Origin of the sequence: Flavobacterium sediminis, from assembly GCF_003148385.1 — a bacterium.
Classification (GTDB): Bacteria; Bacteroidota; Bacteroidia; order Flavobacteriales; family Flavobacteriaceae; genus Flavobacterium; species Flavobacterium sediminis.
This window is the reverse complement of sequence record NZ_CP029463.1, coordinates 3,298,482-3,321,836: the sequence shown is the minus strand read 5'-3', so window position 1 is coordinate 3,321,836 and position 23,355 is coordinate 3,298,482. Positions and strand designations below refer to the sequence as shown.

16 protein-coding genes are annotated in these 23,355 nt (G+C 37.1%); 8 read left to right on the top strand and 8 right to left on the bottom strand.

From position 1 onward, the window contains the following. Positions 1-259: 259 nt before the first annotated feature. The 4 genes from lpdA to truA form a co-directional block, all read right to left on the bottom strand. Complete coding sequence (gene lpdA / locus DI487_RS15385) at positions 260-1,648, bottom strand: dihydrolipoyl dehydrogenase (protein ID WP_109570434.1); 1,389 nt, start codon at positions 1,646-1,648, stop codon at positions 260-262. 157 nt (positions 1,649-1,805) lie between these two features. After that, positions 1,806-3,554 carry an ABC transporter ATP-binding protein gene (locus DI487_RS15380; protein WP_109570433.1) on the bottom strand — a complete coding sequence of 583 codons (1,749 nt, stop codon included), beginning with the start codon at positions 3,552-3,554 and terminating at the stop codon, positions 1,806-1,808. A 31-nt stretch (positions 3,555-3,585) separates the two neighbouring features. Next, complete coding sequence (locus DI487_RS15375; protein WP_179948684.1) at positions 3,586-4,311, bottom strand: acetolactate decarboxylase; 726 nt, start codon at positions 4,309-4,311, stop codon at positions 3,586-3,588. 22 nt (positions 4,312-4,333) lie between these two features. Beyond that, positions 4,334-5,080, bottom strand: a complete 747-nt coding sequence (truA, locus tag DI487_RS15370) for a tRNA pseudouridine(38-40) synthase TruA (RefSeq protein WP_109570432.1) — start codon at positions 5,078-5,080, stop codon at positions 4,334-4,336. A 134-nt stretch (positions 5,081-5,214) separates the two neighbouring features. Between truA and DI487_RS15365 the strand changes: the two genes are divergently transcribed. Next, positions 5,215-5,721 (top strand): metallophosphoesterase family protein, encoded by a 507-nt coding sequence (locus tag DI487_RS15365; RefSeq protein WP_109570431.1) that lies wholly within the window; start codon positions 5,215-5,217, stop codon positions 5,719-5,721. Here the strand turns inward: DI487_RS15365 and DI487_RS15360 are convergent. Further along, positions 5,714-6,571 (bottom strand): alpha/beta fold hydrolase, encoded by an 858-nt coding sequence (locus DI487_RS15360; RefSeq protein WP_109570430.1) that lies wholly within the window; start codon positions 6,569-6,571, stop codon positions 5,714-5,716. The two genes, DI487_RS15365 and DI487_RS15360, sit on opposite strands and share 8 nt — an antisense overlap. Before the next feature lie 149 nt (positions 6,572-6,720). On the opposite strand from DI487_RS15360, the gene DI487_RS15355 reads away from it, so the two are divergent. The 7 genes from DI487_RS15355 (at position 6,721) to DI487_RS15325 (ending at position 14,805) form a co-directional block, all read left to right on the top strand. Further along, positions 6,721-7,539, top strand: a complete 819-nt coding sequence (locus DI487_RS15355; protein ID WP_109570429.1) for a M48 family metallopeptidase — start codon at positions 6,721-6,723, stop codon at positions 7,537-7,539. 56 nt (positions 7,540-7,595) lie between these two features. Further along, complete coding sequence (locus tag DI487_RS15350; protein WP_109570428.1) at positions 7,596-8,885, top strand: MFS transporter; 1,290 nt, start codon at positions 7,596-7,598, stop codon at positions 8,883-8,885. Between the two features lie 43 nt (positions 8,886-8,928). After that, on the top strand, positions 8,929-9,720 hold the full coding sequence (locus DI487_RS15345) for a hypothetical protein (protein ID WP_109570427.1): 792 nt from the start codon (positions 8,929-8,931) through the stop codon (positions 9,718-9,720). Between the two features lie 188 nt (positions 9,721-9,908). Further along, on the top strand, positions 9,909-12,359 hold the full coding sequence (gene lon / locus DI487_RS15340; RefSeq protein WP_109570426.1) for an endopeptidase La: 2,451 nt from the start codon (positions 9,909-9,911) through the stop codon (positions 12,357-12,359). Positions 12,360-12,470: 111 nt separating this feature from the next. Further along, complete coding sequence (gene porQ, locus DI487_RS15335; protein ID WP_109570425.1) at positions 12,471-13,496, top strand: type IX secretion system protein PorQ; 1,026 nt, start codon at positions 12,471-12,473, stop codon at positions 13,494-13,496. Between the two features lie 10 nt (positions 13,497-13,506). Beyond that, positions 13,507-14,151 carry a pyridoxamine 5'-phosphate oxidase gene (gene pdxH / locus DI487_RS15330; protein ID WP_109570424.1) on the top strand — a complete coding sequence of 215 codons (645 nt, stop codon included), beginning with the start codon at positions 13,507-13,509 and terminating at the stop codon, positions 14,149-14,151. Between the two features lie 156 nt (positions 14,152-14,307). Then, on the top strand, positions 14,308-14,805 hold the full coding sequence (locus DI487_RS15325) for a CAP domain-containing protein (protein WP_317046235.1): 498 nt from the start codon (positions 14,308-14,310) through the stop codon (positions 14,803-14,805). Positions 14,806-14,858: 53 nt separating this feature from the next. Here the strand turns inward: DI487_RS15325 and DI487_RS15320 are convergent, their stop codons facing one another. From DI487_RS15320 to DI487_RS15310, 3 genes are read right to left on the bottom strand one after another with little or no spacing between them, the layout of a single operon-like run. Further along, entirely contained in the window at positions 14,859-16,772 is a 1,914-nt protein-coding gene (locus DI487_RS15320; RefSeq protein WP_109570423.1) for an OmpA family protein, read from the bottom strand. Between the two features lie 11 nt (positions 16,773-16,783). Beyond that, entirely contained in the window at positions 16,784-17,692 is a 909-nt protein-coding gene (locus DI487_RS15315) for a PorP/SprF family type IX secretion system membrane protein (protein WP_109570422.1), read from the bottom strand. A 35-nt stretch (positions 17,693-17,727) separates the two neighbouring features. After that, entirely contained in the window at positions 17,728-23,295 is a 5,568-nt protein-coding gene (locus tag DI487_RS15310) for a T9SS type B sorting domain-containing protein (protein WP_109570421.1), read from the bottom strand. Between the last annotated feature and the right edge of the window lie 60 nt (positions 23,296-23,355).

Below are 23,355 nucleotides of genomic sequence, written 5' to 3'. Positions count from 1 at the left end.
GATTAAAATAAATATGTATCGATACGGTATTCTCACTCTTTTTGTTTAACGTCCTAAAGTACTATTTATTTTGGATGAACTAAAGAAAAAAGTAGTTTAACAGGTTAAAGTTTTAAGCGAAGTAATGGTATCACATGAAAAAAACGCATGTTGATATCAATTTAAGCCTGTCAATTTTTTTTAAATAAAAAGAGGCTGTAAAAGTATTTCTGATACAGCCTCTTTAAGTCTATTTTTTTCCTCTTTTCTTCTAAGAGAATTATAAGTGGATTACTTCATCATAAGCATCAGCTACGGCTTCCATAACGGCTTCACTCATAGTAGGGTGAGGGTGAACTGCTTTTAAGATTTCGTGACCGGTTGTCTCTAATTTTCGTGCTACAACAGCTTCAGCAATCATATCGGTTACTCCGGCACCTATCATGTGACAGCCTAACCATTCACCGTATTTCGCATCAAAGATTACTTTTACAAATCCGTCAGGTGTTCCGGCTGCTTTTGCCTTTCCGGAAGCAGAGAACGGGAATTTCCCCACTTTAATTTCGTATCCGGCTTCTTTTGCTTTTTTCTCAGTTAAACCAACAGATGCAATTTCAGGAGTAGCATACGTACAACCCGGAATATTACCGTAATCTAACGGTTCTACGTGCATACCTTTGATCTTTTCAACACAAAGGATACCTTCAGCAGAAGCAACGTGCGCTAAAGCTTGTCCCGGAACTACGTCTCCGATGGCATAATAACCGGGAACGTTAGTCTGGTAGTAAGCATTAACTAAAATTTTATCTCTGTCAGTAGCAATACCTACTTCTTCTAATCCGATATTTTCGATGTTTGATTTGATTCCTACAGCTGAAAGAACAATATCTGCTTCAAGGATTTCTTCTCCTTTTGGCGTTTTCACTGTAGCTTTCACGCCGGCACCGCTTGTGTCAACTTTTTCCACAGAAGAATTTGTCATAATGTTGATCCCTGCTTTTTTCAGAGAGCGCTCAAACTGTTTGGATACGTCTTCATCTTCAACCGGTACAATGTTCGGCATGAACTCAACAATGGTAACTTCTGTTCCCATTGAGTTATAGAAGTGAGCAAACTCAACCCCGATAGCTCCTGAACCTACAACGATCATTTTCTTAGGTTGCTCCGGTAACGTCATAGCCTGACGGTAACCGATCACTTTTTTTCCGTCTTGCGGTAGGTTAGGCAATTCACGCGAACGGGCTCCGGTAGCAATGATAATATGATCAGCACTGTATTCCGTTACTTTTCCGTCAGCTGCGGTTACATCAACTTTTTTACCCGGTTTTATTTTTCCGAAACCATCGATAACATCAATTTTGTTCTTTTTCATTAAGAATTGAACACCTTTACTCATTCCTTCCGCAACAGAACGCGAACGGGCAACTACAGCATTAAAATCTTTATCGAAATTTTCAACTTTTAGTCCGTAATCACCGGCATGTTTTAAATAATCAAAAACCTGAGCCGATTTTAATAAAGCTTTCGTCGGGATACATCCCCAATTCAGGCAAATACCACCTAAATTTTCTTTTTCTATAACAGCTACTTTAAAACCTAATTGTGAGGCTCTAATGGCAGTAACATAACCACCCGGACCACTTCCTAAAACGATGATGTCGTATTTCATTGTAATTCAGTTATTTGTTTTTTAATCTAAAAAGAGAAAAGGACAATGTGCTTTCCCTTTTAAAATATTTTTGGTTTGTTTATTATTGTTTGCGAATTTAAGCATTTATTTTTAATTCGTAATCGATTCCAATCGTTACCAATTGTTTTTGTTTTAATTATTGATTTAAAGCAAATTGAGCTTCGTATAAACCTTTGTAGATACCATCTGTAATTTTAAGTAATTCCTGATGTGTACCTTGTTCAACGATCTGACCTTTGTCCATAACGATGATCCTATCAGCATTGATAATGGTTGCCAAACGGTGGGCAATAACAATAGATGTTCTATCCTGAGTGATCTTTTCGGTAGCTTGCTGGATCAGTTCTTCCGAATAAGTATCAATAGAGGATGTGGCTTCATCCAAGATCAAAATACTCGGGTTAGAGACATAGGCTCTTAAAAAAGCGATCAATTGGCGTTGTCCGGAAGAAAGCATCACGCCACGTTCTTTTACATTATAATCGTAATTGTTCGGTAAACTCATGATAAAATCATGAACTCCTATTTTTTGCGCGGCGAGTATCACATCTTCTTTGGTAATCGAATCGTTGTATAATGTAATATTATTCAGAATGGTATCGGCAAACAAGAAAACATCCTGTAGCACCACACTGATTTGTTTTCTGAGGCTTTCTATGGTGTAATCCTGGATAGGGACAGAGTCAATTGCAATTTCTCCTGAATCTATCTCGTAGAAACGATTCAGTAAATTAATGATAGTTGATTTTCCGGCACCCGTGCTTCCCACAATAGCAATGGTTTCTCCAGAATTTACCTCGAGATTGATCCCTTTCAGAATTTCTTCTCCTTTGATATAGCTGAAGCGAACGTCCTTAAGGCTGATATTACCTTCAAAGTGCCGGGCTTCAACAGTTCCGACGTTCTGTATGTGGCTTTCGGTCTCTAAAATTTCAAAAACTCTTTCGGCTGCAATAATTCCCATTTGCATAACATTGAATTTATCTGCAATTTGGCGCAACGGGTTAAAGAGCATGGTAATCAACATGGTGTAAGCAAAAAGATCACCGAATGAAGTGCCAGCATCACCATGGATAATTTCTTTTCCTCCATACCATACAATAACCGCTAATGTAAAAGAGGAAACAATATCGGCAATAGGGAAGAAGATCGAGTTATATAAAATGTTTTTAAGCCAGGCTTTGTTGTGTTTAGCATTGATAACCTTAAATTTTTCATATTCAATTTGCTCCCGGTTGAACAACTGTACGATTTTCATTCCGGTTAAACGTTCCTGAACAAACGTATTCAGATTAGCAACCTGATTGCGAACTTCATTAAAAGCCACTTTCATTTTTTGTTGGAAAATATGCGTAGCATAAACTAAGATCGGCATAGCCAAAAGAACGATCAAAGTAAGTTGCCAGTTCATATAAAACATGATCCCGATGATAACGATCATCTTCAATACATCACTTACGATCATGAATAAACCCTGACTGAAGATACTTGCAATGGATTCGATATCTGAAACGGTTCGGGTAACAAGTTTTCCTACCGGTTCTTTATCAAAATATTGCAATCGGAACGAAGTAATATGTTTGAATAATTTATCTCGAATGTCTTTTATAATATCCTGTCCTAACCAATTTGCCCAATAGGTAAAATAAAATTGGGAAACAACCTCAAAGAGAAGAACTGTTGCCATGATGATAACATAGATCAACAAGCCCGTACTATCGTGTGTACTCAGGTATTTATCAACAGTTTGTTTTAACAAATAAGGGCGTGCAGCAGCGAAAACAGAAAGTAAAATAGCCCAGACAATAACCCAATTAAACCTTTTTTGATACGGTTTGGCATATTGCATTACTTTTTTTAATGATTTGGAACGAATCGGATTCATGTAATAGCTATTTCTTAATTTTTAACTCAATTTAGTTTTTGGGCAAATATAACGTCATGGTATTGATTTCTATGTCATCTAAATGCCCCATTTTACTTTCGTCTTCTGTAATTAAATGCATGTGTAAATAGGAATCGTGATGCGTAAAGATACCTTTGTGTTCAGTAGAGAAAAATCCAATGATATCACTGGTTGTATTTTCCAGTTCATACTTAACCTGTCCTTTATGGGCATCATCCGGAGAGGCAACCTGAGTTCCTTCCGGTAAATTCTGAATATGAATGACCGCTTTTGAAACAGTACCTTTTAATTTAAAGGCAAAAGGACGTTTCTTTTCTCTGGTTCTTTCCTCAATGAATTGTTCCAGTTCCGGGATGGTTTTGATCGTTGAAGGCAATTCAATTTCATTCCATTCACTTACATTAGCATAAACAAAAAATGGCGCAGAAACATCAAACTTTTTTTCGACAGTCATAGTTGAATCGGATGTAACCTCAGAAACATAACAGATTCCGTTGTTGATCAGCAATTCTCCTTTCAGATAACTTTCCGGGCCAAGTCCGTAAAGCCCTTTTTTATCGGAAATAGTATCTAAACTGATGCGACCTTCTAGTTCTCCTTTCCATATGACATTTTTCATCGTACCTACAACATGGATGTCAGAAACTGTTTCTTTAAGAATTTCTTCTTTATTAGTTGTATTACAGCTTGTTATACAGATGGCGAATAAGCCTGTTATTATTTTTTTTATCGTCATATTTTGTTCTAACATCTTCTAATTACTGTCCGCTCCCTATATAAGGATAGGCTACTTTTACTAAATATAAACCATGAGCCGGAACAGAAAAACCGGCTTTGCTTCGATTTTTACTTTCTATAATAGACCTGAAATCGTTCAGTGAAATTTTTCCTAAACCTATAGTCACCATTGTGCCGACAATTGCTCTGACCATATTGCGCAAAAAACGGTCTGCTGAAATGGTAAAGATCAATTCATTACCTTTTTGTTGCCAATGAGCTTCATAAATTTTACAATTAAAGGTGTGAACATCAGTATTTACTTTTGAGAAACATTCAAAATCAATGTATTCAAATAAAATCTGACAAGCAGCATTCATCTGATCTACATCTAATTGCTGGTAATGATACCAGCTCAGATCAGAAATAAATGCATCTTTAAACGTATGGATGTAATATTCATACGTTCGCTTTGTAGCATCAAAACGAGCATGAGCCTCATCATGTACTTTTATAAAGTCATAGATCACAATATCTTTCGGTAAAAAAGAGTTTAGTTTTTTGACCAAGACAGGAACGTCAATTTCTCCGTCATAATCAAAATGTGCAAACATCTCTTTAGCGTGAACACCACTGTCTGTTCTGCCGGCTCCGACTATTTCTACAGTCTGCTTCATCAGTAAACTCAAAGCTTTTTCCAGTGTTTCCTGTACTGAAACGGCATTGGGTTGTATTTGATAACCAAAATAATTTTTTCCGTTATAAGCAAATTTGATGAAGTATCTCAATGGCGGTTATTTTTTCAGAAAAGCAAATTTAAAAAGAAAATATGGTTTGATCGCTTTTTTTAAGTTTTGTTTACCAAAAGGAAATAAATAAGTGCTTGAAAGTATCACGTTAAAACAAATTGTATTTTTGTTGCATGAAAAAAATACTTCTTTTGTCAGATACGCACGGTTATATTGACGATGCCATTCTAAAATATGTGAAACAAGCAGACGAAGTCTGGCATGCAGGAGATATCGGAGATTTAACGGTAACGGATACCATACAGAAGTTAAAACCGTTACGGGCGGTGTACGGGAATATTGATGATGCACAGGCTCGATTAGAGTTTCCGTTAAACAACCGTTTTATGTGTGAGGAAGTGGATGTGTGGATCACCCATATCGGAGGGTATCCGGACAAATATAATATTAGTGTAAGAGAAGAATTAAGACGTAATCCGCCGGATCTTTTTATTTGCGGGCACTCTCATATCCTAAAAGTACAATACGATCAGAAACTGAAACTCTTACACATGAATCCCGGTGCTGCCGGAAAGCACGGATTTCATCATGTACGAACCATGTTGCGTTTTGAAATTGACGGAAAAAAGATCGAAAAACTGGAAGTCGTTGAATTAGGACTTCGCGCCTCGATCAGTTAGCCAGAAATTGAAGTAAGGTTTCAATAACTTTTTTATCACCTAATATTTTTCGATGTCCTAAGCCTTCGGTTAGGTACAGGCTTCCTTGTTTCAGATGTTTTACGATATTTTCAGAGGCACGATAAGGAACATCTTCATCATCTTTGTCGTGAATGACTAAAAACGGAACGGAAACAGCTTCGGCAGCTACATATCCTGAATAGGATTCCATATCGCCGTTTAGTTCGTTTTCAAAGGCCTCTTTCATTTTTTGAACATAAATAGCTTTCAGTTTTAATTTCCCGATAAAATCTTTTAAAATATCTGTCACACTATCGCCGCTGCCTATAATAACTGCTTTCTTAACCTGTAATCCCTGTTTAATAGAATTAAGAACAGTCATGCCTCCTAAGGAATGCCCGATAGCAAATTCAAACGGACCGTAGTGTTTTTCAATTTCCATGACAGAGGCAATAAAATCAGTCATTAAAGTTGTATTACCACTTGATTTTCCGTGCGCCGGTGCGTCAAAACTAATCGTTTGGTAACCCAAATCAATCAAAGCATCTGCAATTTTAACCAATTGAGTTCCTCTGCCGGACCAACCATGAACTAATAAAACTTTTTTATCACTTTTGCCATATTCATACACCATCACTTCTTTACCTATTTCAGGAATTTTCAACAGTTTTTGAATGGTGTTTTCTTCCATTTCAAATTCTCTTTTCGGTATTTTATGTTTTAAAGGAGTAGCAAATAATTTTTGGGCAAACTTTACGGTTAGGTCAGAAGAAAGTTTCTGAAGAACTTTAGCGGTTAATAAAATACCTTTTGGAATATTAGCATTGGCACTTTTTTTGTTATGTTTCATTTCGATTAGTAATTTGGTCAAAACAAAAATACAATTAAAAAGAAGGATTGTCAGTCTATTAAGATTTTTTTAAGAACTCCTTTTGTAAGATTTGTAAAGCTTGTTTAAATTTGTATTGAAATTATAAAAATGACACTAAATAAAATTCTATGAATCTAAAAGTAAAATTAGTTTTAATGGCTTTACTGGGTTTAGTAATGGCCTGTTCTAAAAACCCCTTTACCGGTAAAAACTCATTAGCATTAGTGCCTAATAGTCAGATACTTCCGATGGCATTTCAGCAATACGATCAATTTTTATCTGAAAACAAAGTAATTACCGGAACAACAGAAGCAAAACGTGTTGAGAATGTTGGTCGTAAAATTAAAACGGCAGCAGAAAGATGGTTAAATGCACATGGCTATACGGGGTATCTGGATGGTTATGAGTGGGATTATAAATTAGTAGATAGCAAAGAGGTTAATGCCTGGTGTATGCCCGGAGGTAAAATTGTAGTGTATTCAGGGATTTTACCGGTTTGCAAGGATGATGCCGGTTTAGCAACTGTTTTAGGACACGAAGTAGCACATGCGTTAGCCAATCACGGGCAACAACGAATGAGTGCAGGTGTATTGCAACAAGCCGGAGCAGCCGGAGTAGCTATAGCTACCGGAAATAAAAGTGTCGAAGAGCAACAGTTGTGGATGACAGCTTACGGAGCAGGAAGCCAATACGGAGCAATGTTACCTTTTAGTCGTGCACATGAAAGTGAAGCAGATATGATCGGTTTAACATTGATGGCAATTGCAGGATACAATCCGGATACAGCTGTAACTTTCTGGGAAAGAATGGCTGCTGAGTCAGGAGGATCAGCACCACCGGAATTTATGAGTACGCACCCTAGCAATCAAACGCGTATTGATAACATTAAAAGTTTGATACCGGAAGCTAAGAAAGAAGCCGCAGCTTTTGGCGTTACATTCAAATAATATTTTATAAATCAATTTCAAATCCCGATATTAGTCGGGATTTTTTATTGATACTCATGAGAACACTAGAAAAAGGAAGTCCGAAGTTATTGAATGCTTGGGCATTTTATGATTGGGCTAATTCAGTTTATGCCTTAGTAATTTCATCCTCAATTTTTCCTTTATATTACGGAGCCTTGTTCCGTATAAAAGGTATTGAAGAAATTACGGTTTTTAATCAATCTGTACGAAGTGAATCTTTGATCAGTTATACCACAGCTATCGGATTCATTATTATTGCAATTATTTCACCGTTACTTTCAGGTATAGCCGATTATTTGGGGAATAAAAAATTCTTTTTAAAATTTTTCTGTTATATGGGATCAATTTCCTGTATGTTGCTTTATTTCTTTTCGTTAGATACTATTGTATTGGGACTCTTCATTTATATGTTAGCACTAATAGGTTTTTGGGGAAGTCTGGTTTTCTACAATTCGTATTTGCCTGATATTGCTTATGTAGAACAACAAGATAGAATCAGCGCAAAAGGTTTTGGGATGGGCTATATAGGAAGTGTGGTTTTATTGATTCTTAATTTAATCATGGTGATGAGTGTTCCTGATGAAGAAAAAACGCAAATGATGCGCTATTCTTTTGTTTTAGTAGGGCTTTGGTGGATAGGATTCAGTCAGTATACCTATTATTATTTACCTAATGGAAAAAATAGTAATAAACTTCATCGAAATACATTCTTTAACGGATTCAGGGAATTGTTAAAAGTTTGGCAACAATTAAAAGAGATCAGACCGTTAAAACGATATTTAGGAGCATTTTTTGTATACAGTATGGCTGTTCAGACCGTTATGATCATAGCGGCTTATTTTGGTGAAAAAGAAGTTGAATGGGGAGGTGATGGTGAAAGAACTCAGGGATTAATTGTAAGTATATTACTGATTCAGCTTATAGCTGTTCTCGGTGCCTGGCTTACGTCAAAAGCTTCTAAAACATTCGGTAATATTATTACTCTGATCGGAATTAATTTTTTATGGATTTTGATCTGTGCGTATGCTTATTTTGTGGTTACACCTAGTGATTTTTATATTGCAGCCGCTTCTGTTGGTTTGGTTATGGGCGGAATACAGTCTCTTTCACGTTCCACCTATTCAAAATTAATTCCTGAAGATACAGCAGATACTACTTCCTTTTTTAGCTTTTATGATGTGGCTGAAAAAATAGGGATCGTGATCGGAATGTTTATTTATGGTTATGTTACAGATATTACTGGTAAAGCCCAAAATGCCATATTATTTTTGATCTTGTTTTTTATAGTTGGGCTAATTTTATTGACAAGAATACCCAAAAAGTAGAAAAAAAAAATTACATTTGAAACGTTTAAAAATTAACCCTAAAATGAAAAAAATAAAATTATTTACTTTTTTAACCGGATTATTTGCTTTAACCGTTTTGTATTCTTGTGATACAGAACCAATTGATCCGGCCGTTTTACAATCAATTCCGGGAGATCCGGGAAATAATAATTCAACCGGAGGAGGTAACAACAATGGAGGTACAGGTAATAATGGTGGGGGAACAAGCGGAGGCGGTACTTCAACAGGAGATTACTGGCCTACCACAATAGGAAATTGGTGGCAATTTGATCAAAACGGAACTGCTGCTGACCCTTTTGAAATAGTAGGAACAGATACTTTTAACGGAGCAACGTATTATAGATTTAATCCACAAAGTGGTTCAGGAACAACGGTTTTTGGTACAGCAACATTTTGGTTAAATAAAAACGGAGGAGCTTATACCATGAAAATTGATGATATTGTTATAGATGCTAATGGAATGTCCGGAGTTCAAACGGGTTATGAATATGTCGTTTTGAGAGATAATTTAAGTGTTAATGGAACATGGAACGGAAGTTATTCTCAAACCACAACTTATACTGGAATACCTGCAATTACTCAAAATGTAACATATACCGGAACTATTTTAGAAATTGGTGCTACAGAAACAGTTGACGGTGAGGTTTTTAATAATATTATAAAAGCTGAGATTGTACAAAATGTGAATGTATCCGGAATGATAACAATTATAACAACAGAATATTGGTTTGCTAAGGATATAGGTCCTGTTAAAGCTATATCTAGCGGTTTAGGAAATAATGTATCAATTTTAACGAGTTATGCAATAAACTAAGTGTCTGAAAGATTAAGATAGAAAAATCCCGAAGTAAAAACTTCGGGATTTTTTATTGGCATAAATCTTGTCATATAAAACTAAAAAAGTATAAATGGTAGCTCTAAACTATTGTAAATCTAAGTTTTACTGTTGAGGAGTTTTTATAGCTAACATTTTATAACTGACAAAATGACTTAATTATTATTATGCCAAATACAAAAATATTATCCTTGGACAATTTGTCACTTCAAGACATGCAAACCGATGCAGAATTGATTCCTTTATTGACTCCGGAAGATGAGGAGGAAATGAATAATGAATTATTGCCGAATGATTTGCCGATTTTACCACTACGGAACACAGTTCTGTTTCCGGGTGTGGTTATTCCTATTACTGCCGGAAGGGATAAATCAATAAAACTGATTAATGATGCAAATGCAACCGGAAAAGTGATCGGGGTAGTGGCTCAAAAGGATGAAGTTGTTGAAGAGCCAACACCTAACGATATTTACCATATTGGTACAGTAGCTCGTATCATCAGAGTTTTAAAAATGCCTGATGGTAATACTACTGTGATCTTACAAGGTAAAAAACGCTTTGAGATAGATGCTTTTACGCAAGAAGAACCTTATTTAAAAGCAACTATAAAAGAGGTGCCTGAAGTTCGTCCGGAAAAAGAAGATCAGGAGTTTTCTACCATTATAGATTCAATTAAAGAATTAGCAATTGAAATCATAAAGGAAAGTCCGAATATTCCAACGGAAGCAACTTTTGCCATCAGAAATATTGAAAGTAATCCGTTCCTGATAAACTTTGTATCTTCAAATATGAATTTGTCAGTTGTGGATAAGCAGAATTTACTTTCTGTACATAATCTGAAAGACAGAGCTTTGGAAACGTTGCGCTTCATGAATATGGAACTTCAAAAATTAGAATTAAAAAATGACATTCAGTCAAAAGTTCGTTTTGATTTAGACCAGCAGCAACGTGAATATTTCTTACAGCAGCAAATGAAAACCATCCAGGAAGAACTAGGAGGGGTTTCTCATGAGGCTGAAATAGAAGAAATGCGAGAGAAAGCAAAAGCTAAAAAATGGGATGAAAAAATAGCCAAGCATTTCGAAAAAGAAGTTTCTAAATTGCAACGTACCAATCCGAATTCTCCTGATTTCGGTATTCAGAGAAACTATTTAGAGGTTATGTTAGAATTGCCTTGGAGTGAATATACCAAAGATAATTTTGATTTAAAACGAGCTCAAAAAATTCTCGATCGGGATCATTATGGGTTGGAAGATGTTAAAAAGCGTATTGTTGAACATTTAGCAGTTTTAAAACTGCGCAACGATATGAAATCGCCTATTTTATGTTTATACGGACCTCCGGGAGTTGGTAAAACCTCGATCGGGAAATCAATTGCAGAAGCTCTTGGCAGAGAATATGTTCGTATGTCTCTAGGTGGTTTGAGAGATGAGGCTGAAATCCGTGGTCATAGAAAAACATATATAGGAGCTATGCCGGGAAGAATCATTCAGTCTATTAAAAAAGCAAAAACATCCAATCCGGTATTTGTGTTGGATGAAATTGATAAATTATCGTCGAGCCATAACGGAGACCCTTCTTCTGCTTTGTTAGAGGTATTAGATCCGGAACAAAATACAGAATTTCACGATAATTTCCTCGAAATAGGTTATGATCTGTCAAAAGTACTGTTCATTGCTACGTCCAATAGTTTATCAACCATACAGCCTGCTCTTCGCGACAGAATGGAGATCATTGAGATGTCGGGTTATACTATTGAAGAAAAAGTAGAGATCGCTAAGAACCACTTGTTACCGAAACAATTAAAAGAACACGGATTAACAGAAAAAGATTTACAGATCGGGAAACGACAATTAGAAAAAATCATTGTGGGCTATACCCGAGAATCCGGAGTACGTGGTTTGGAAAAGAAAATAGCGCAAATGGTTCGACATGCCGCAAAATCTATTGCTATGGAAGAACCCTATAATATCAAAGTTACAGACGAAGATATTCTTGAAGTATTAAAAGCACCTCGTTTAGAAAGAGATAAGTACGAAAATAATGAAACTGCAGGTGTGGTTACCGGTTTGGCATGGACTTCTGTAGGCGGAGATATCTTATTCATTGAATCGACGATTTCTAAAGGTAAAGGCGCTATGACCATGACCGGTAATTTAGGGACCGTAATGAAAGAATCAGTTACGATTGCTATGGAATATATTAAATCAAATGCTGAAGACCTTGGTATTACTCCTGAGATTTTAGAAAAATATAATATTCATATCCATGTTCCGGAGGGAGCAACACCTAAAGACGGACCTAGTGCCGGTATAGCAATGTTAACCTCTATGGTGTCCAGCTTTACACAAAAACGTGTGAAAAAAAGTCTGGCAATGACAGGTGAGATTACCTTGAGGGGCAAAGTATTGCCGGTAGGTGGTATCAAAGAGAAAATATTAGCGGCTAAGAGAGCAAATATCAAAGAGATTATTTTGTGCTCGGAAAACAAACGCGATATTGATGAAATTAAACCGGAATATTTAAAAGGTTTAATGTTCCACTATGTGGATACTATGAAAGAAGTTATTGATTTAGCAATAACCGATCAAAAAGCTAAAAATGCTAAAAAGCTTTAATTTTATACCTTCAACAAAATAAAATCCGGTTAAGTTTAATCGGATTTTATTTTTTATGTGTTGATATAATTTTATCTTCGCATTTGCGTTGTGCCATTATAGCTTTGCAAGATGTATAAAAAATATCAATTCTACTTATTACTTTTTATTACGTTTTCTACATATAGTCAAATAGGTGGCAAATACGTGTATCAATTTTTAAACTTATCTCAATCGCCACGTCAGGCAGCCTTAGGAGGAAAAACAGTAACAGTAGTTGATTATGATGTTAATCAGGCTGTGTATAACCCGGCAACTATTAATCCGGAAATGCATAATCGATTGGCTGTAAACTACGGAAGTTATTACGGAGAAGTGTCTTACGGTACAGCTGCTTATGCGTACACTTGGGATCGGCACGTTCAAACGTTTCATGCCAGTGCTACTTATGTAAACTACGGAACTTTTGAAGGGAGAGATGAAATGGGAAATCTCACAAGTGATTTTACCGGAAGTGAAGCAGCATTGTCCTTTGGCTATGCCTATAATATACCGTGGACGGATATGTATATTGGAACCAATGTAAAATTGATTTCTTCGACTTTAGAGAGTTACAATTCCTGGGGAGCTGCAACTGATCTGGGCTTTTTGTATATTGATGAAAAAAATGACATCAATTACGGTATTGCCGTTCGTAATCTTGGGTTTCAAATCAAACCTTACGCTGATACCCGTGAAAAGCTTCCTCTTGCCATTGATGCCGGAATTTCTCAATTGATGGAACATGTACCGATCAGATGGCACGTTACCATGGAAAATCTACAAGAATGGAACATTGCTTTTTCTAATCCCAATAGAGCAGAGACAAGTTTAGACGGGGAAACGCAAGAAGAAAAAGTTTCATTTTTCAATAATGCACTTCGTCACTTAATTTTAGGCGCTGAGCTTTTTCCGGAAAAGGGATTTAATATTCGCTTAGGATACAATTTTAGAAGAGGAGAAGAGCTACGGATCGTGGATCAGAGAAATTTTTCAGGTATTTCTGTCGGGGTCGGAATCCGTTTCGGAAAAATAAAATTTGATTATTCTTACTCTCGCTATACTTTGGCGGCCAATACAAGTTTGTTTGGTTTAATGATCAATTTAGATAACGAATAAATTTTACAACATGTCAGATTTAAGTAATTACCGTAAATCGTACGAAAAGAGCGAATTACAGGAAAATAATATACCGGAAGATCCTATTAATTTATTTCACCGTTGGTTTTATGAAGTAGAAGAATTCGGCGGAGTTGATGAAGTAAATGCAATGACGGTTTCGACCATAGGACTGGATGGTTTTCCGAAAGCCAGAGTAGTGCTTTTAAAAAAATTTAATGAAGAAGGTTTTGTTTTTTATACGAATTACAATTCAGAAAAAGGAAAAGCAATACAGCAGAATCCGAATATTTGTCTTTCTTTTTTTTGGCATTCTATGGAACGTCAGGTTATCATAAAAGGGATTGCAGAAAAAACATCTAAACTGGATTCGGACAATTATTTTGCTTCCCGTCCGGACGGAAGTAAACTTGGGGCTATTGTTTCACCACAAAGTGAAGTGATCCCAAACAGAGAATTTCTGGAAGATAAATTAAAAGAACTGGAAAAAGAATTTGAAGGGAAGGAGATTCCGAGACCTGAAAACTGGGGCGGATTTTTAGTTCGTCCGGTTGAAGTTGAATTTTGGCAAGGCAGACCCAATCGTTTGCATGACAGAATACGCTACAGGTTGCTTGAAGATTATATATGGAAGATCGAGCGTTTGTCTTCTTAATCGTTGTAATGTTAAATAAATGTTAAAATATTAGGTATTTCATCGATTTTATTTGCTGAATATCGATTAGATACTATCTTTGTCTTGAAAATCAGTCATTTAATCGATGAATGATTGCTTTTTACGACAATTGACTAACATTTAATAACGCTAATGATGAAGATGAAGAGAAATGTTATTAACCTTTTTGCCCTTCTGTTTACAATTGTTTTAACCTCCTGTAGTGCCGAGAGTGTAGAGGATAGCATAACCACTACAGAGACCCAAAAAAATTACAGCCATTCTAATGAAGAATTAGAAGTGCTGGATTTAATTAATACTTATCGAGTTAACCAAGGGTTAACTCCTTTAAGTATTATTGAGCACATTTCCTACAAATCCAATGAGCATAATAATTATATGGTTTCTGTTAACGCAGTGAATCATGATGGCTTTGAGCAGAGAAAAGTAAACTTTGAAAATGTATTAGGAGCTTACAGAGTAGGAGAGAATGTCGCATTCGGTTATTCATCACCACAATCGGTTGTAAATGCCTGGATTGCCAGTTCCGGTCACCTTAGTAATATTGAAGGGGATTATACACATTTTGGTATTTCAATTACTTTAGATGCTGAAGGTCGAAAATATTACACAAATATGTTCATAAAAAAATAACCCCTACTGCAATAGGGGTTATCCAATGAATTAGAGTGTAGAGGTTAGAATAACTAATTCATTTTGGTAACAATAAATTCACTTCTTCTGTTTTTCTGGTGCTCTTCTTCACTACAAGGAACACCGTCTGAGCAACCGTTAACTAATTCTGTTTCACCATAACCTTTAGCGGTCAATCTACGTCTTTCAATTCCATTTTTAACCATAAATTCCAGAGTAGATTTCGCCCTTTTATCACTCAAAATTTCATTGTAGCGATGAGTCTGTCTACTATCAGTGTGAGAGCGAATGGCAACTTCCATATCAGGATATTGCTTCATAACCTCTACTATTTTTTGTAAATCTTTAGCAGCATCAGGTCGAATATTCCATTTATCCAGATCAAAATAAATGATACTGATGTCAAATATTTTGGCAAGATCAGTTCCCTCTTCTACAGGGAATACATTTCTTTTTAAAGCAAAATTGGCTTCTGTTTTACCATCTTTTTCTGCAGTAGCGATCATTCTTTCAGAAGTTTCATATTCTTCTTTTGATACTCTTACATTATATTTTGTTTGGCAATCCAGATTGGTAAACTCATAATACGCTTTGTCGTTAGCTGTTGTTTCCGACAATTTATTCATATTTTCATCAAAGATGATAACGCTTGATCCCGGAAGTAATTCATCCGTATCAATATCTGTTACAATACCATAGATAGTTTGCTGGCAATAAGCAAAGGAATAAATGTCATCATAACCTTTGCTACTTTCACGATTTGAAGTAAAATATCCTTTTTTATCTTTATCAATTATGAAAGCAAAGTCATCCATCGAACTGTTGATAGGTTTAGCAAGATTAATCGGAGTTTGGTATTCTCCGTCTTTCCATTTAGATTCAAAGATATCCAGACCACCTAAGCCCAATTGCCCGTCTGAAGCAAAGAATAAATTATTATCGTCGTCTACGAACGGAAAACTTTCGCGTCCTTCGGTATTGATTACTTTTCCTAAATTTTCAGGTTTTCCGAAAGAATTACCATTTATACTTACCTTGTAAATATCTGAATTACCAAAGCCTCCCGGCATATCAGATGCAAAGAATAACGTTTTTTCGTCTTTGCTTAAAACCGGATGCGCCGTGCTGTAATTATCGCTATTGAAAGGCAATTCTTCAACGTTTTTCCATTCCCCATTCTCTAAAGTTGCTTTGTAAATTTTTACCAAGGTACTTTTATCTTCGTCTTTTCCTTTTTTACCGTTATTAAAGTTATTTCGGGTAAAATACATGGTTTTCCCGTCTTTAGTAAAAGTCGGAGAAGCTTCGTTAAATTTGGTATTTATTTCTTTAGAAAAGTTTTCAGGAGTAGAAAAACTTCCGTCTTCATTTCTGGAGGCCGAATATAGATCCGTAAAGTTCTGATTGGTCCAATCGTGAATTTTATGATAAAGAGCTCCGTCCGTTCTGGCTGAAGTAAAAACGAATTCTTTCCCGAAAGGAGCTAAGCCGTAATCGGAATATTCAGAATTCAGGTTAGTTGTGTCAATGGTATATTTTCCTGAATTTCTATCAATAATGTTCAGATAATCTTTATTTCTGGCATAACGTTTTCCTCTTGAATCATCAGTTTTTTCATTAAATACCTCCAAGTATTTATTTGCTTTTTTGTAGTCACCATTGGCTTTTAAAGCTTGGGAATATCTGAAATAATATTCAGGTTCAAGGTTTTTTTCGTCTAAAGCAAATAATTCACCATACCATTTAGCAGCCTGATCTAATTCGCCATTAAAGTAATAGGAATTACCGAGTTTTTTGAATAACTCAGGAGACTTGTATCCTTTATCAGCTACTTTTTCGTAAATGTCAATAGCATCTACGTATGAATAGTTTTTATACTTCTTGTCTGCCGTGTTTAACTGAGAGAGCTGTGCTTGTCCGGTTAAAAAGCAGCTTATCATAAATAATGTGATATATAGTGTTTTCATAATCAATCAATTTAGAAGAATCTCGGCGAAGTGATTCGGTTATTTTTAAAGATTTCAAATCGTATAAAAATTTCATGGGAACCGGAGTTATAGTTCGACAGTTTTGTTGTCTCTCTATCATATCCGTAACCGACAAAGATTGAATTGGTAATCTGAAAACCTACAAGTCCGCTTATGGCTGAATCCCAACGATAAGCAGCTCCGATAGTAAATTTATCATACAATAAAAAGTTGGCCGTAACATCTAATTGAAAAGGTGCGCCTTCTACCAGTTTCGTTAAAACGGCCGGTTTAAATTTTAAATTCGGATTGAATTCAAATACATGTCCGGCAATTGCGTAGAAGTGCATTTTTTCTTTATTTACAGTGACATCGTTATCGTTGTAACGATTGGTTTCAAAAAAGTTGGGAACAGACAGACCGAAATATGTTTTATCGGAGAATAAATATAATCCGGCTCCTAAATTCGGTGAAACTGAATTGTTGAAATTTTGAAACTGAGGATCAGTCTGATGGTAAATATCCAGTTTATTAACGTCCAGATTGAAAAAATCAGCTGTTCCGCTTAACCCTACAGATAGTTTGTAGTTTTCAGAGATCTGAATAAAGTACGCTAAACTGGCTGTAATGGTATTTTCATCTGTAGGTCCTATTCGGTCATTAACAAATGATAATCCTAAACCGAAGTTTGAATCTCCCAGTGGAGTGTGTGCTGAAACGTTATTGGTTACCGGAGCTCCGTCTAATCCAACCCATTGTGTGCGGTGCAATAAAAACATGGTTAATGATTCTCTTGAACCGGCATAAGCTGGATTTACATTCAATGTATTGTACATATACTGTGTATATTGTGAATCTTGTTGACCTAAACACAAAAGAGGTAACAATACAGATAATATGATGATATATAGTGTTTTCATGATAATTTCTTTTTTGTTAATTATAGCTGTTCAGGTTAACGGGTTAAATATAAATACCCGGATAAATCGTTGGTTTGGTTTTCTTCATCTTTATATCTGATGATATAGAAATAAGTTCCGTCCGGTAAAAGTTCATTTTTGTTAAATGTACCTCTTCCGTCTGAATAACCGCTGAACGCAACCAATTGATTATCATAACCGCTTGCTTCGTAAACTAAGATACCCCAACGGTTGTAAATTTGAACCGTATTATCAGGATAACAATTGAGTCCGTCAATGAAGAATATATCATTATATCCGTCATTGTTAGGAGAAACAGCATTATAAACCTTAACCGAACATGCCGGCAATACCACACAATCATCATGTACATGCATATAGATTTCAAAAATCATCGGGCAATCATTATCCTCAAGTTCTACAATATATTGTAGGGTATAATATCCTACAGCTACATTTGTAGGATCAAAATAAGAACCGGATAATCCTCCTGAATTTGTTACTTCAATCCATTCCCCGTTTGTAGGTATTGAGCTTTCTAATATAGTAAATAAATCAATAGGTTCCTCTTCAATACAGATAGAGTAAGGAATTGCATCAAAAGGCTGACCTACAGTAACATTTACAGTTTGTGTAAAACTATCACTATTACCACAATCGTCATAATAAGTCCATTCTCTTACAATTACATATTCATAAATTGAAATGATAGTTGTCGTTTCATTATAAATAACATCTGCTACATTAGAACAATTATCATTGAATTCTAACTGCGGGATTTCGGGAACTTCATCACAATTTACTGATAGTTCACTATCTACTTCTGTTACTAAAACTGGAGGTGTATTGTCAAATACAGTAATAGTCTGACTGTAAGAAGTTTCATTGCCACAATCGTCTGTAGCAGTCCAAGTTCTGATTAAAGTATATTCACCGGCACAATCGCCATTTGAAATAACTTCTTCATTTAGAGTTACTGTGGCTGTAGCCGAACAATTGTCTGTAGCCGAAATAGTTTCTGCTATAGGTACTTCATCACATTCAACAGTTATATTTGAAGGTAAGGTCGAACTAAATGCCGGAGCAGTAGTATCCTCAATGGTAAAGGTCGCGGAAGTGGAATTGGAATTACCACAATCATCCGTAGCGGTAAAGGTTACTAAAACCGAACCTGTAGCGCCACAAAGATCGGATAGTGTCGTATAATCATTCGACCAGGTTACATTGGAACAATCATCGGAAGACGAAGCCCCGCCGTTAGCATTAAGCCAAGCCTGAAGTTGATTTGTATTTCCATTACCGTCACATTCTACCGTCATATCGTTAGCAATTGTATCGATAGTCGGAGCAGTAGTATCCTCAATGGTAAAGGTCGCGGAAGTGGAATTGGAATTACCACAATCATCCGTAGCGGTAAAAGTAACGGTTACAGAACCTGTAGCGCCACAAAGATCGGATAGTGTCGTATAATCGTTCGACCAGGTTACATTAGAGCAATCATCAGAAGACGAAGCACCGCCGTTAGCATTAAGCCAAGCCTGAAGTTGATTTGTATTTCCATTACCGTCACATTCTACCGTCATATCGTTAGCAACTGCATCGATAGTCGGCGCCGTAGTATCCTCAATGGTAAAGGTAGCGGAAGTGGAATTGGAATTACCACAATCATCTGTAGCGGTAAAAGTAACTAAAACCGAACCTGTAGCCCCGCAAAGATCGGATAGTATTGTATAATCATTCGACCAGGTTACATTAGAGCAATCATCGGAAGACGAAGCACCACCGTTAGCATTAAGCCAAGCCTGAAGTTGACTGGTATTTCCATTACCGTCACATTCTACCGTCATATCGTTAGCTACAACATCGATAGTCGGCGCCGTAGTATCCTCAATGGTAAAGGTAGCGGAAGTGGAATTGGAATTACCACAATCATCTGTAGCGGTAAAAGTAACTAAAACCGAACCTGTAGCCCCGCAAAGATCGGATAGTGTCGTATAATCATTCGACCAGGTTACATTAGAGCAATCATCGGAAGATGAAGCCCCGCCGTTAGCCGCCAGCCAGTTTTGTAACTGATTGGTATTTCCATTACCGTCACATTCTACCGTCATATCGTTAGCAATTGTATCGATAGTCGGAGCAGTAGTATCCTCAATGGTAAAGGTAGCGGAAGTGGAAGTGGAATTACCACAATCATCAGTAGCGGTAAAAGTAACGGTTACAGAACCTGTAGCCCCGCAAAGATCGGATAGTATTGTATAATCATTCGACCAGGTTACATTAGAGCAATCATCGGAAGACGAAGCACCACCGTTAGCATTAAGCCAAGCCTGAAGTTGACTGGTATTTCCCAAGCCGTCACATTCTACCGTCATATCGTTAGCTACAACATCGATAGTCGGCGCCGTAGTATCCTCAATGGTAAAGGTAGCGGAAGTGGAAGTGGAATTACCACAATCATCAGTAGCGGTAAAAGTAACGGTTACAGAACCTGTAGCCCCGCAAAGATCGGATAGTGTCGTATAATCGTTCGACCAGGTTACATTAGAGCAATCATCGGAAGATGAAGCCCCGCCGTTAGCCGCCAGCCAGTTTTGTAACTGATTGGTATTTCCATTACCGTCACATTCTACCGTCATATTGTTAGCTACAACATCGATAGTCGGAGCAGTAGTATCCTCAATGGTAAAGGTAGCGGAAGTGGAAGTGGAATTACCACAATCATCAGTAGCGGTAAAAGTAACGGTTACAGAACCTGTAGCCCCGCAAAGATCGGATAGTGTCGTATAATCGTTCGACCAGGTTACATTGGAACAATCATCGGAAGATGAAGCCCCGCCGTTAGCATTAAGCCAAGCCTGAAGTTGATTGGTATTTCCATTACCGTCACATTCTACCGTCATATCGTTAGCAACTGCATCGATAGTCGGAGCAGTAGTATCCTCAATGGTAAAGGTAGCGGAAGTAGAATTGGAATTACCACAATCATCTGTAGCGGTAAAAGTAACGGTTACAGAACCTGTAGCCCCGCAAAGATCAGATAGTGTCGTATAATCGTTCGACCAGGTTACATTGGAACAATCATCGGAAGATGAAGCGCCGCCGTTAGCCGCCAACCAGTTTTGTAACTGAGTAGTGTTTCCATTACCGTCACATTCCACAGTCATATCGTTAGCTACAACATCGATAGTCGGAGCAGTAGTATCCTCAATGGTAAAGGTAGCGGAAGTGGAATTGGAATTACCACAATCATCCGTAGCGGTAAAAGTAACGGTTACAGAACCTGTAGCGCCGCAAAGATCGGATAGTGTCGTATAATCATTCGACCAGGTTACATTGGAACAATCGTCGGAAGATGAAGCGCCGCCGTTAGCCGCCAACCAGTTTTGTAACTGAGTAGTGTTTCCATTACCGTCACATTCTACCGTCATATCGTTAGCTACAACATCGATAGTCGGAGCAGTAGTATCCTCAATGGTAAAGGTAGCGGAAGTGGAATTGGAATTACCACAATCATCCGTAGCGGTAAAAGTAACGGTTACAGAACCTGTAGCGCCGCAAAGATCGGATAGTGTCGTATAATCATTCAACCAGGTTACATTGGAACAATCGTCGGAAGACGAAGCCCCGCCGTTAGCATTAAGCCAAGCCTGAAGTTGATTGGTATTTCCATTACCGTCACATTCTACCGTCATATCATTAGCAACTGCATCGATAGTCGGAGCAGTAGTATCCTCAATGGTAAAGGTAGCGGAAGTAGAATTGGAATTACCACAATCATCTGTAGCGGTAAAAGTAACGGTTACAGAACCTGTAGCCCCGCAAAGATCAGATAGTGTCGTATAATCGTTCGACCAGGTTACATTGGAACAATCGTCGGAAGACGAAGCCCCGCCGTTAGCATTAAGCCAAGCCTGAAGTTGATTTGTATTTCCATTACCGTCACATTCTACCGTCATATCGTTAGCTACAACATCGATAGTCGGAGCAGTAGTATCCTCAATGGTAAAGGTCGCGGAAGTGGAATTGGAATTGCCACAATCATCAGTAGCGGTAAAGGTTACTAAAACCGAACCTGTAGCGCCACAAAGATCGGATAGTGTCGTATAATCATTCGACCAGGTTACATTAGAGCAATCATCGGAAGACGAAGCCCCGCCGTTAGCATTAAGCCAAGCCTGAAGTTGATTGGTATTTCCATTACCGTCACATTCCACAGTCATATCGTTAGCAACTGCATCGATAGTCGGAGGAGTGGTGTCATTAATTAAAATAATTTGGTCACAAGATGTTGTATTTAAAACAGTATCTTCTCCGAAATCTCTGACCCCGTTTGAATTATCGTCTTGATATTCTGTTATTGTATAGGTTCTTGTTATAGTGGTATTACAACCGGCATAAGGACTGTTAGTTGCTACGATTTCTATGATTCCACAAGGATCATTACCAATAATTCCGTCTCCGTTTCCAAGAGCTTCAAATTCAGATTCGGTTATACTTCCTTCAGGAGGTAGTAAATCGTAACATTGAAGTGCTTGATTAGGAAAGGTTGGACAGGTAACTTCAAATTGACAACAAATAACAGGAGAAATGGTAGTACTGTAATCTTTAGTACATCCAACGGCATCTGTAACTGTAACAGTATAAGTGCCTATATTTAAATTGCTCAGGTCTTCAGTGGTATCTCCGGTGTTCCATAAATAAGTGTAAGGAGGAGTTCCTCCTGTAGGCGTGATATCTATAGAAGCAGTAGATCCCGGTGTGCAATCCAGATTTTGAACATTGGCATTGATGAATAATTCACTTGGATAGTTAATGGCTAATAAATATGTATTTGATAAACCATTAGAGTCCATTACCATTAATGTAGCGGAATTGCTTATTGTGTTGTTATAGGTATAAACCGGATTTTCAACAGTGCTATCTATTGTTCCGTCAGAATCAAAATCCCAAGCGTAAGTATACGGAGGTGTTCCACCGGTTGTAGTGGAATTAAATTGAATTTCTGATTGATTTCCGGTTGTACAGCCGTTATATGTAAACTGAACGGCAAGCGGAGCTGTTACTACAACACCTCCCGGCAGTTCACATTGTGATTTGCTGTATGAGCTACAATCATAAGGGACTAGCTCTGTATTATCCCCGGATGTTTTCCATACAATCAATATATTACTTAGTATAATTTCTTGTCCGCAGATCCATGTAAACGGACCGTATAATAATCGTTGTCCCGCTCCGGGCGAAACAGTACCGAAATTGACATTGATAGAAGTTGCCACTCCGTCAATGATTAAATCGGCAAACATTCGTGCGTGATAAATATTGCTATTAGAATTAGATGTATAATTCAGCATAATGTACATGGTATGTGAAGTACCGGGTGTACAGGTCGTGTCGTCAAGCGGAACGCCATTGACATCGGTAAGGCTTAAAAAAACATTATCTAAAGTATAATTATTGGATGTACAATTAAAATAATCCAGATAATAATTCGGAGCCGTTCCACACAACCTTAAATCAGGTCTATCGGGAGAAAATTGAGCGTAAGACGTTTTTATCCCAATAGCAATAACTAACAGCAATAGTGTAATTTTTGCTTTCATAACCTCTACTTTTTGTTAAACATTTACGTTCCAAAAAGTCAGATAAGTAAAGTTCAGCGG

Excerpts from the sequence above, each read along its gene's own strand:
- lpdA (WP_109570434.1), bottom strand. The coding sequence starts at position 1,648 with ATGAAATACGACATCATCGTTTTAGGAAGTGGTCCGGGTGGTTATGTT.
- DI487_RS15380 (WP_109570433.1), bottom strand. The coding sequence starts at position 3,554 with ATGAATCCGATTCGTTCCAAATCATTAAAAAAAGTAATGCAATATGCC.
- DI487_RS15375 (WP_179948684.1), bottom strand. The coding sequence starts at position 4,311 with ATGACGATAAAAAAAATAATAACAGGCTTATTCGCCATCTGTATAACA.
- DI487_RS15365 (WP_109570431.1), top strand. The coding sequence starts at position 5,215 with ATGAAAAAAATACTTCTTTTGTCAGATACGCACGGTTATATTGACGAT.
- DI487_RS15360 (WP_109570430.1), bottom strand. The coding sequence starts at position 6,571 with ATGAAACATAACAAAAAAAGTGCCAATGCTAATATTCCAAAAGGTATT.
- DI487_RS15355 (WP_109570429.1), top strand. The coding sequence starts at position 6,721 with ATGAATCTAAAAGTAAAATTAGTTTTAATGGCTTTACTGGGTTTAGTA.
- DI487_RS15350 (WP_109570428.1), top strand. The coding sequence starts at position 7,596 with ATGAGAACACTAGAAAAAGGAAGTCCGAAGTTATTGAATGCTTGGGCA.
- DI487_RS15345 (WP_109570427.1), top strand. The coding sequence starts at position 8,929 with ATGAAAAAAATAAAATTATTTACTTTTTTAACCGGATTATTTGCTTTA.
- lon (WP_109570426.1), top strand. The coding sequence starts at position 9,909 with ATGCCAAATACAAAAATATTATCCTTGGACAATTTGTCACTTCAAGAC.
- porQ (WP_109570425.1), top strand. The coding sequence starts at position 12,471 with ATGTATAAAAAATATCAATTCTACTTATTACTTTTTATTACGTTTTCT.
- pdxH (WP_109570424.1), top strand. The coding sequence starts at position 13,507 with ATGTCAGATTTAAGTAATTACCGTAAATCGTACGAAAAGAGCGAATTA.
- DI487_RS15325 (WP_317046235.1), top strand. The coding sequence starts at position 14,308 with ATGAAGATGAAGAGAAATGTTATTAACCTTTTTGCCCTTCTGTTTACA.
- DI487_RS15320 (WP_109570423.1), bottom strand. The coding sequence starts at position 16,772 with ATGAAAACACTATATATCACATTATTTATGATAAGCTGCTTTTTAACC.
- DI487_RS15315 (WP_109570422.1), bottom strand. The coding sequence starts at position 17,692 with ATGAAAACACTATATATCATCATATTATCTGTATTGTTACCTCTTTTG.
- DI487_RS15310 (WP_109570421.1), bottom strand. The coding sequence starts at position 23,295 with ATGAAAGCAAAAATTACACTATTGCTGTTAGTTATTGCTATTGGGATA.